9 protein-coding genes and 1 pseudogene are annotated in these 9,172 nt (G+C 72.0%); 4 read left to right on the forward strand and 6 right to left on the reverse strand.

Annotated elements, in window-relative coordinates:
- Both KME79_RS47705 and KME79_RS47335 read left to right on the forward strand, forming a co-directional pair.
- Window positions 1-142, forward strand: a pseudogene (locus KME79_RS47705) (IS701 family transposase); the annotation flags it as partial.
- A gap of 414 nt (window positions 143-556) precedes the next feature.
- Window positions 557-706: a PNPOx family protein gene (locus KME79_RS47335; RefSeq protein ID WP_308249276.1), complete on the forward strand. Its 150-nt coding sequence runs from the start codon at window positions 557-559 to the stop codon at window positions 704-706.
- A gap of 75 nt (window positions 707-781) precedes the next feature.
- On the opposite strand, the gene KME79_RS43945 is transcribed toward KME79_RS47335, so the two are convergent.
- The 5 genes from KME79_RS43945 to KME79_RS43965 all read right to left on the reverse strand — a co-directional run bounded on the left by KME79_RS43945 (window position 782) and on the right by KME79_RS43965 (window position 6,274).
- The gene (locus tag KME79_RS43945) at window positions 782-1,798 is read right to left on the reverse strand and encodes a serine hydrolase domain-containing protein (RefSeq protein WP_308249277.1); all 1,017 of its coding nucleotides are present in this window, start codon (window positions 1,796-1,798) and stop codon (window positions 782-784) included.
- Between the two features lie 68 nt (window positions 1,799-1,866).
- Complete coding sequence (locus KME79_RS43950) at window positions 1,867-3,237, reverse strand: sensor histidine kinase (protein ID WP_219552551.1); 1,371 nt, start codon at window positions 3,235-3,237, stop codon at window positions 1,867-1,869.
- Window positions 3,234-3,911 (reverse strand): response regulator transcription factor, encoded by a 678-nt coding sequence (locus KME79_RS43955; protein WP_219552553.1) that lies wholly within the window; start codon window positions 3,909-3,911, stop codon window positions 3,234-3,236. The genes KME79_RS43950 and KME79_RS43955 overlap by 4 nt, the downstream gene beginning before the upstream one ends.
- Window positions 3,912-4,179: 268 nt before the next feature.
- Complete coding sequence (locus KME79_RS43960) at window positions 4,180-5,373, reverse strand: NAD(P)/FAD-dependent oxidoreductase (RefSeq protein ID WP_219552555.1); 1,194 nt, start codon at window positions 5,371-5,373, stop codon at window positions 4,180-4,182.
- Window positions 5,374-5,422: 49 nt separating this feature from the next.
- A complete protein-coding gene (locus KME79_RS43965) occupies window positions 5,423-6,274 on the reverse strand; it encodes an SDR family NAD(P)-dependent oxidoreductase (protein ID WP_219552557.1) in 852 nt (283 codons plus the stop codon).
- 229 nt (window positions 6,275-6,503) lie between these two features.
- Between KME79_RS43965 and KME79_RS43970 the strand changes: the two genes are divergently transcribed.
- Together KME79_RS43970 and KME79_RS43975 are read left to right on the forward strand one after the other, a co-directional pair.
- Window positions 6,504-7,445, forward strand: a complete 942-nt coding sequence (locus KME79_RS43970) for an RNA polymerase sigma-70 factor (protein WP_219552559.1) — start codon at window positions 6,504-6,506, stop codon at window positions 7,443-7,445.
- A gap of 64 nt (window positions 7,446-7,509) precedes the next feature.
- A complete protein-coding gene (locus tag KME79_RS43975; protein WP_219552561.1) occupies window positions 7,510-8,733 on the forward strand; it encodes a cytochrome P450 in 1,224 nt (407 codons plus the stop codon).
- Between the two features lie 308 nt (window positions 8,734-9,041).
- On the opposite strand, the gene KME79_RS43980 is transcribed toward KME79_RS43975, so the two are convergent.
- Window positions 9,042-9,161 carry an RICIN domain-containing protein gene (locus KME79_RS43980; protein WP_308249147.1) on the reverse strand — a complete coding sequence of 40 codons (120 nt, stop codon included), beginning with the start codon at window positions 9,159-9,161 and terminating at the stop codon, window positions 9,042-9,044.
- Window positions 9,162-9,172: the final 11 nt, after the last annotated feature.

Below are 9,172 nucleotides of genomic sequence, written 5' to 3' on the forward strand. Positions count from 1 at the left end.
GCCCGAGATCCGCCGGCTCCTGGCCGCACTCATCCTGACCTGGCACCCCTCTACCACGCACGTTCTGCGCTGGTCAGACTGGCGCCGCCGCCACCAAGCAACAGCCCGACACTGCCACTACCAGCGCGGATCCGATCCATGATCGCAAAGTGTCACTGGAGTACTAGCGGTCAGCGCCGCGGGCCCCGCTGCGACGGGCCCGGGCGTGCACGAGTCCTGGGCGGGTCGAGCCGTAGGTTCGCCCTGCACCCACACCGCCGGCATCGGCCAGGACGACGAGCCCGACATCGTCTCGGTCCCCGGCCGCGCGACCGCGGACCGAGCAGCCCGGCGTGTTCGGCCAGGTTCCAGCAGCCCGCGCACGTACTCGCCCGTTCACACCCGACATGCGACGGTGACGGTCTCCTGGTCGGCGCAGGAGGCATGCGGAGGGCATGGACGCGGAGACGGCGCGGCGGATGTTCGCGGGCGCGCGGGTCTCCCGGCTGGCCACGGTGGGCGCGCAGGGGAAGCCGCGGCCCGGCTGTGGTGGGTGCGGGCTGACGGGAGTGCGGTGGTGGCGGTGGACGGCCGGGACCGGGCCGCCGTGCTGGACGCGCTCGTGCGTGAGTCCGAGCAGTACCGCGAGCGCCGCCCCGCCGGGCCGGTGATCACCGTCCGGGTCACCCGCTGGTCGGGGTGGCGGTACCGGGACGAGCCTCAGTAGCCCGTGACGCCGGCTCGCCGCAGGCCGTCGCCCGGCGGTGACCGTGCGAGGTGACCCGGGTGTCGTACGGCGCGCTCAGGAGACCTTGGCGGCGACGGCGCGGAAGGCGGCGAGCACCTCCTCCTGGTCGTGCGCGCCGGTCGACGTGGTCGACTTGACGATCACCACGTCGTGCTCCGGCGAGACGTAGATGTACTGTCCGCCGAACCCCGCCGCCATGAAGTCCCGCTCGCCGCCCAGCCACCAGTGCAGCCCGTACTTCGGGTTGACCTCGGACGGGGTGGTGGACGACTTCACCCACGACGCCGGGACCACCTGCTTGCCGTGGGCCTTGCCCTGGCGCAGGTAGAGCAGGCCGAAGCGGGCGTAGTCGCGGTCGGTGGCCTGGAAGCAGCAGTAGCCGAGGCTCTCGCCCTTGCCGTCACTGGAGATCTGGGCCGCGCCCGCCATGCCCGCGGGTTGCCAGATCTTCTTCTCGACGTAGCGGTGGTAGGGGGTGCCGGTCGCCTCGGTGATCACGCGGGCCAGGACGTACGAGTTCATGCTGTTGTACTCGAACTGGCTTCCGGGGGTCCAGTCGGGCTGCTGGCGGGCGGCCATCCGGGTGAGCGACTGGCCCTGGTTCGCGGCGATCTGCATCCGGGGGACGTCCTCGCGCTCGTCCCAGTCGGTGCCGGACGACATCCACAGCAGGTGCCGGATGGACACGTTGTTGTAGCCGGACTTGCGCAGTTCGGGCAGGTACTTGGTGACGGGCTCGTCGAGCGACCGGATGTGCCCCTCCCGCAGCGCGATGCCGAGTGCCGCCGAGGTGAAGGACTTGGCCATCGACCACGACTGGAAGCGGGTGTTCCGGTTCGCGTCGGTGTACCGCTCGTGGACGATCTTCTGACCGCGCAGGACGAGGAATCCGTTGGTCTTCGTACGGGTGAGGAAGTCGTCGAGGGTGCGCCGCTCGCCCTGGTAGGTGTACGTGGCCGAGAGCGGCCGGTTGGCGTCGACCAGCTTGACCGGGTCGGCCGACGGCCGGATGACGTCGGCGGACGGGGCCGCGGGAGCGGCCAGGGTGAGCGCGATGAGGATGCTGCGCACGTCGCCTCCTGGAGTGGGTGATGGGACAGAGGCGATGATGGCGGGCGTCCTTGGCAAATCTCTGGCAGTCACTCCAGCCACGAGCGGGCCCGGCCGGTCCCGCCTGCCGTGGGCAGCCGGATCTCGAAGCGGGAGCCGGTCACGGTGGCGGCGCCGCCGTGCAGCTCGGCCTGCTGACGGACGAGCGTCAGGCCGAGGCCGGAGCCGGGACTGCCCGGACGGCGGCGGAACCGGGCGAACACGGCTTCACGCTCCCCGGCGGGGACGCCGGGGCCGCCGTCGGCGACGGTGAGGACCGCGGTCGCCCCGTCAAGGGCGAGTTCCACGGTGATCGGGGGCTCGCCGTGCCTGGCGGCGTTGTCGAGCAGGTTGCCGGCGATCAGCCGGAGCCCCTCGGCCCAGCCGCGCACGGTCACGCCGTCCGCCACGGACTCGGTGATCGTCGTGCCGGGGTGGCGGCGGCGGGCCGAGGCCGCGGCTTCGCGCACGATGCCGCTCAGGTCGGCGGGGGCGGAGGTCGCGGGGTCGAGCAGCTCTCCGGCGGCGAGCTGGCGGAGCACGGTGATGAGCCGCTGGACACGGGCGTGCTCGGCGGTCAGGTCGGCGACGAGTTCGTCGCGGTCGGCGGGGGTGAGGCCGGGGTGGTCGAACTGGGCGAGGTTGGCGCCCATGCTGGTGAGCGGGGTGCGCAGCTCGTGCGCGGCGGTGGCGGCGAAGGCGCGGGCGGTGTCGAGCGCCTCGGCGGTGCGGGTCACCGCCGCGTCGCGCCGGTCCAGCAGGTCGTTGAGCACCCCGGCCAGGTGGTCGATCTCACCGACGCGGGACCCGGTGTCCAGCCGGATCCCCGTGCGGGCGGACGGCTCCGGCGGGGTGTCGAGGGCCGCGGCCTGCCGGCCGAGCCGGACGAGCGGTCGTACCGCGTACCGCCCGAGCGCCAGCCCGGCCGCCGCGCCCGCCGCGGCGCCGGCCAGCGTGACCGTCCACACCCGCCGGCGCAGCAGCGCGAGCTGGGCGTCGAGCCGTTCCCGCGGCTCGAACAGCCATAACCGGCTGCCCCGCCGCCCCAGGTCGGTGGCCACGTACCGCCACTCGCCCGCCCCTTCGGCGTGGTCGGCGGGGCCGTCGCCGGCGGGCGGGCGCGCGGGCACGTCGCCGATCGTCAGCGGTTCCGCGCCGTGGACGTGCACGTACGCGCCCGTACCGACCGCGGCGGCCAGCCGCCGCTCCATGAAGTCCGGCGGCACGGCGGGCGCGACGCGGGCCCGCCAGGCGTACGAGGTGGCCATCGGCCGGAGCGCGTTCAGCCGCGCCAGCAGCCGTTCGTCGCGCTCGGCGCGCAGATCGGCGGAGACCAGGGCCAGCACCAGCAGCCCGGCCAGCGACACCATGAGCGGGACGAGCACGGCCAGGCAGAGCGCGAAGCGGGTGGACAGCTTCACGCCGCCGGCGCCCGCAGGACGAAGCCGACACCGCGGACGGTGTGCACCATGCGGGGCTCACCCAGCTTGCGCCGGAGGTAGCCGACGAAGGTGTCGACGGCGTTCTCGGTGACGTCGAAGTCGTAGCCCCAGACCCGCTCCAGCAGCACCTCGCGGGACAGCACCAGGCCGGCGTTGAGCGCCAGCACCTCCAGCAGGTCGAACTCGCGCCGGGTCACCTCGACCTCGCGCCCGTGCATCGTCACCCTGCGCGCGGCCGGCTCGACGACCAGCGGCCCCACCCGTACCGCGGCGCCGGGGGCGCGGCCGGCCCGGCGCAGCAGCGCGCGCAGCCGCAGCACCAGCTCGCCGAGGTCGAACGGCTTGACCACGTAGTCGTCGGCGCCCGCGGCGAGCCCGGCGACCCGGTCGGCCACGTCGTCCATGGCGGACAGCATGAGCACCGGCACGTCGGCCCCGCCGGACCGCAGGCGGGCGCACACGTCGATGCCGGACAGGCCGGGCATGGACACGTCGAGCACGACCGCGTCCGGCCTGCGGACGGCGACGAGCTCCAGCGCCCGCTGCCCGGAGCCGGCGGTGTCGACGCCGAACCCTTCCAGCCGCAGCCCGCGCCGCAGCGCCCGCAGGATCGCCGGGTCGTCATCGACCGCGAGGATCTGGTGACCGGCCAACGACACCTCCAGGGGGAACAGCCGAGGGGCCCAGATCCTACTTCGTCAGGTCTGGAGCACGAACAGGATGTTGGCCGCCGGGCCGGCGCCGCAACTCAGATCGCCTGCGTGCACGACGCCCCGATCGTCGCCGTCGAAGCGAGCGTCACCCCAGGCCGTCAGAGCCGGACGGCGACAGCTCCTGCGGCCGGCCGGCGTCTCCGGCCTCGAACCGGCTGGGGTCGATCAGCGGCGGTGTCGTCCACGTGGACCCCACCCTATGAGGCGGCTACACGGCCGCCTTCGCGGCTGTCGCGTCCGGTGCGGCGGCCAGGCGGTGCTTGCGCCTGGGCATGCCGAAGGTCGGGTGCGAGGTGGCCCACAGCGCCATCCTGAGAATGACCGACTTGATCTGTGCGGACTTCCGGCCGCCCTGGTACTTCGCCCTCGCTCGCCCTTCGTCGTCGACCGCCTGCCGGATCCCGTCCCGCCGCCCGAGGCTGATCTGGTTGTACGTGTAGACCAGCTTGGTGTGTGGGATCTTGCGGCCGGTCAGGCGTCCCACGATCGCCTCGATGGCCTGCCGGCTGGTGTAGCCGGCCGAGGCGCAGGACATCGGCAGCGGCCGGCCGTTGTCGCCGACGGCGCAGGCGCTGTCGCCGATGGCGTAGACGTCGGGGTGCGAGACCGACCGCATGGTGCGGTCGACGACGATCTGACCGGTCCCGGTGACCTTCAGCCCGGCGGCGGCGGCGATGGGGCCGACCGCGAACCCGGCCGTCCACACGGTCGCGTCGGAGGCCAGGGCGGTGCCGTCCGTGCACAGCACCCGCTCCGCTTCGACGGCTTCGACGCTGGTGTGCTCCAGGACGGTGATGCCCAGCCGGTCGCAGGCCTGCCGCAGGTGGCCGCGGGCTCCGGCCGAAAGCCGGGCGCCCAGCTGTCCGCGGGCGATGAGCGTCACGGACAGGCCGGGCCGGGATTCGGCGAGCTCGGTGGCGGTCTCGATGCCGGTCAGCCCGTCGCCGACGACCACCACGTTCCCGCCTCCGCCCCGCGTGACCAGGCTGTCCAGGCGTTCGCGCAGGCGCAGCGCCGAGGGCCGGGCGGCGACGTCGAAGGCGTGCTCGGCCACGCCCGGGGCGCCTTCGACGTCACCGTGGCTGCCGAGCGCGTAGACAAGCGTGTCGTAGCCGAGTTCGCCGCCGGCGTCGGCCAGGGTGACGACCCGGCGCTCGGGGTCGACGGCGGTGACACGGGCCAGGCGCAGCCGTATCCCCGTGCCGGCGAAGACGTCGGCGAGGTTCGGAGTGTCGATCTCCTGACCGGCCGCCAACTGGGGCAGCCGCATGCGCTGGACGAATTCCGGCTCGGCGTTGACCACGGTGATCTCGAAGTCCGCCGGGGACAACCGACGGGCCAGGATCCCGGCCCCGTAGGCCCCGGCGTAGCCGGCGCCGAGGACGACGATGCGGTGCTTCATGTGGTGCTCCTGTCGGTTCGCTTGCTTGCGATGAGTGGACTCGGCCGGGTCACCGATCTTCTTGATCGAGGTTGCCGTGAGCCTGCGCCGAAAGGTCCTGCCAGTCGGCCCAGGTCTTGAGCCGGTCGGCGTAGACCTGCTGGAGGATCGGGTAGAAGCCCTGCCCGAAGAGCACCCGCAGGGGCGGGTCGTCGGAGTCGACGATCTTGAGGAGGGCCTGGGCCGCGGCGGCCGGGTCGCCGGCGGGCTGCTTTCCCGCGAACGCGGCGATGCGCCGGCGAAGGCCGTCGTAGATCGGGTCGGGCTCGGCCAGGTGGCCGTTGTCGAGGGGATCGGGGTTCTTGCCGCCCCTGGTGGCGAAGCCGCCGGGCTCGATGACGGTCACCTTGATACCGAAGTCGGCGACCTCCTGGGCGAGGGATTCGTTCACGGCTTCCAAGGCCCACTTGGAGGCGCTGTAGGCGGCGCTGAGCGGCATGGCCATGAGCCCGGCGGCCGAGGACAGCTGGATGATGTGTCCCGAGCCCTGCTCGCGCAGGTAGGGCAGTGCGGCCTGGATCACCCACACCGCGCCGAACAGGTTGGTCTCCATCTGGTCGCGCAACTGCTGTTCGGTGATCTCCTCGACCGCGCCGACCTGGGCGTATCCGGCGTTGTTGATGATGACGTCGAGACGGCCGAAGTGCTCGGCGGCCCGCTTCACACCGTCGAAGACGACGGCTTTGCCGGTCACGTCCAGCTCCAGCGGAAGCACCGCGTCGCCGTAGCCGGCGACCAGCTCGTCAAGGCTTGCGGCGGTACGGGCGGTCGCGGCCACTTTGTCGCCGCGCGACAGGGCGGCCTCGACGAAGTGGCGGCCCAGGCCGCGAGACGAACCGGTGACGAACCAGACCTTGCTCATGATGTCTTTCCGTTCCTGGTGAGATGGCGGTTGCGCGGTCACCCCGCGGCGGGGCCAAGGTGATCGCTCAGGGAGTCGGCACCCTGACGACCATGCGGCGTTCGCGCCCCGGACTTTGTGACAGTGCGGTGACGTGAGGTGTGTCACCCATCACGGGTGTCACACATCGGCAGGCGCAGGCGCCTTATGCATGGAGCAGCAGTCGCGAATGAGCGGGCAGGAGCCAGGTATGCGGGAACGCGGGGACGCGACGACGGGCGCAGCCGAGCCGATGGCCGGTGGCGGTCGGATGGGCCCGGCCACCGAGGTGTTCCTCGCCCATCGCAACCTGCTGTTCACCGTCGCCTACGAGATGCTCGGCTCGGCGGCCGACGCCGAAGACGCCCTGCAGGAGACCTGGCTTCGGTGGGTCAAGGTCGACCTGGGGCAGGTGTCCGACCAGCGCGCCTACCTGATACGGATCGCCACCCGGCGCTCGCTGGATCGGCTGCGCACCATGAGGCGTCTCAAGGAGGACTACGTCGGCTCCTGGTTGCCCGAGCCGCTGCTCACCGCGCCGGACGTGGCCGAGGACGTCGAGCTGGCCGAGAGCGTGTCGATGGCGCTGATGCTCGTCCTGGAGACGCTGTCGCCGACCGAGCGGGCCGTCTTCGTGCTGCGCGAGGTCTTCGCCATCGGTTACGAGGAGATCGCGGCCGCCGTCGGCAAGACGCCGGGGACCGTACGCCAGATCGCGCACCGGGCCCGTCGGCACGTCGACGCCCGGCGTCCTCGCGAGGTGGTCTCCCCGGGCCAGGCCCGGGCGGCTCTGGAGTCGTTCCGGCGCGCGTTGGAGACCAGGGACCTGCAGGGCCTGCTCGACGTGCTCGCCCCTGAGGTCGTTCTGGTGAGCGACGGCGGCGGCGTCAAGCAGGCCGCGCCGCAGCCGATCATCGGCGCGGGCAAGGTGGCCCGCATGATCGTCAGCGGCCTCGGCAAAGCCCAGGTCACGCTCACCAGCGAGCCCACCGTGGTCAACGGCAACCCGGCGCTCCTCCTGCGCGTGGACGGCGAGATCGACGGCGTCATAGCAGCCCGGGTCGAGGACGCCCGCATCACCGGCCTCTACTACGTCCGCAACCCCGACAAGCTGACCCGCATCGCATCCGAGACCCCACTCACCCTGCGATGAACATCGGCGGAACAGCCCACACCGCCTCCGGCTTCATCCCGGACTTTTCACCAGGAGGTTCTTCATGACGAACAGCGTCGCCGGCGAACGCGCCGACCTGGAAGTGCCTGTCGAGCGTGGCTGCCCCTTCGCCCCGCCCGCCGCCTACGAACGGCTGCGCGAGCGGGCACCGATCAGCAGGGTCCGCCTGACCAGCGGCGGCGAGGCGTGGTGGGTGTCCGGGCACGAGGAAGGCCGTGCCGTCCTCGCCGACCCCCGCTTCTCCTGCGACAAGCGTAAGGAGGGCTTTCCGCTCTTCACCCTCGATGCGGCGACCTTGCGGCAGCTCCGCAGCCAGCCGCCGTTGATGCTCGGCATGGACGGCGCGGAACACGCCGCGGCCCGCCGCCCGGTGATCGGCGAATTCACCGTCAGGCGGCTGGCCGCGCTGCGCCCACGGATCCAGGACATCGTCGACCGCTTCATCGACGACCTGCTCGCCACCGACCAGCAGCCGGCCGACCTGGTACAGGCGCTGTCCCTGCCGGTGCCCTCCCTGGTGATCTGCGAACTGCTCGGCGTCCCCTACAGCGACCACGGCTTCTTCCAAAGCCGCACCACCATGATGGTGAGCCGGACCTCCCTGGAGGACCGGCAGCGAGCCTTCGCCGAACTGCGCGCCTACATCGACGACCTGGTCACCCGCAAGGAGTCCGAACCCGGCGACGACCTGTTCAGCCGGCAGATCGCCCGGCAACGCCGGCAAGGCGCCCTTGACCACGCGGGCCTGGTGAGCCTGGCCTTCCTGCTGCTGACCGCCGGACACGAGACCACAGCGAACATGATCTCGCTCGGCGTGGTCGCACTGCTCACCCACCCGCAGCAACTCTCCCTGATCACCGCCAATCCGGACAAGACGCCCATGGCCGTGGAGGAACTGCTGCGCTACTTCACCATCGCCGACGGAGTCACCTCCCGGGTGGCCACCGAAGACGTGGAGATCGGCGGGGCGCGTATCAAGGCCGGCGAGGGCGTCATCGTCTCGGCCCTGTCGGCCAACTGGGACCCGGCGGCGTTCAAGGACCCGGCCGAACTGGACGTCGAACGCGGGGCCCGCCACCACCTCGCCTTCGGCTTCGGCCCGCACCAGTGCCTCGGCCAGAACCTGGCCCGGATGGAACTGCAGATCGTCTTCGACACGCTGTTCCGCCGCGTCCCCGCCCTGCGGCTCGCCACACCGGCCGAGGACCTGCCGTTCAAGAGCGACGCCGTCGTCTACGGCGTTCACGAACTCCCGGTCACCTGGTGAGCAGGACATGGTGCGGATCACAGCCGGCACCGGACTCCGCGTCGGCTCCGGCCCATGCGTCCTGACCTGGCCGGGGCACCGTCCGGAACGCAGCCTCCACTCGCCCGGACTTGCCGAACAGGAGCGGGACGAAGGTGTCCGCTCCTGGGCCACACCCAGGAGCCGACACGCTCCTGGGTGTGGCCCAGGTAGAGCTCTGCAGGACGTACCCGCCGGCGGAGATGTGGTGGGTACGGGCGTCGATGATGCGGTCGGTGGAGGTGAGCGGGGGCGGTGACTCGCCCCGGCGGTGGCGCCTTCGCGGACCGTCAGGCGCGGGTCCACTTCTGGTTGGCGCCGCCGTGGCAGGTCCAGATCTGCGTCCTGGTGCCGTTGGCGGTGCCGGCGCCGCTGACGTCCAGGCACTTGTTCGCGCCGACCGCGGTGATGCTGCCGTCGG

Origin of the sequence: Nonomuraea harbinensis (assembly GCF_019396385.1) — a bacterium.
Taxonomy (GTDB): Bacteria; Actinomycetota; Actinomycetes; order Streptosporangiales; family Streptosporangiaceae; genus Nonomuraea; species Nonomuraea ferruginea.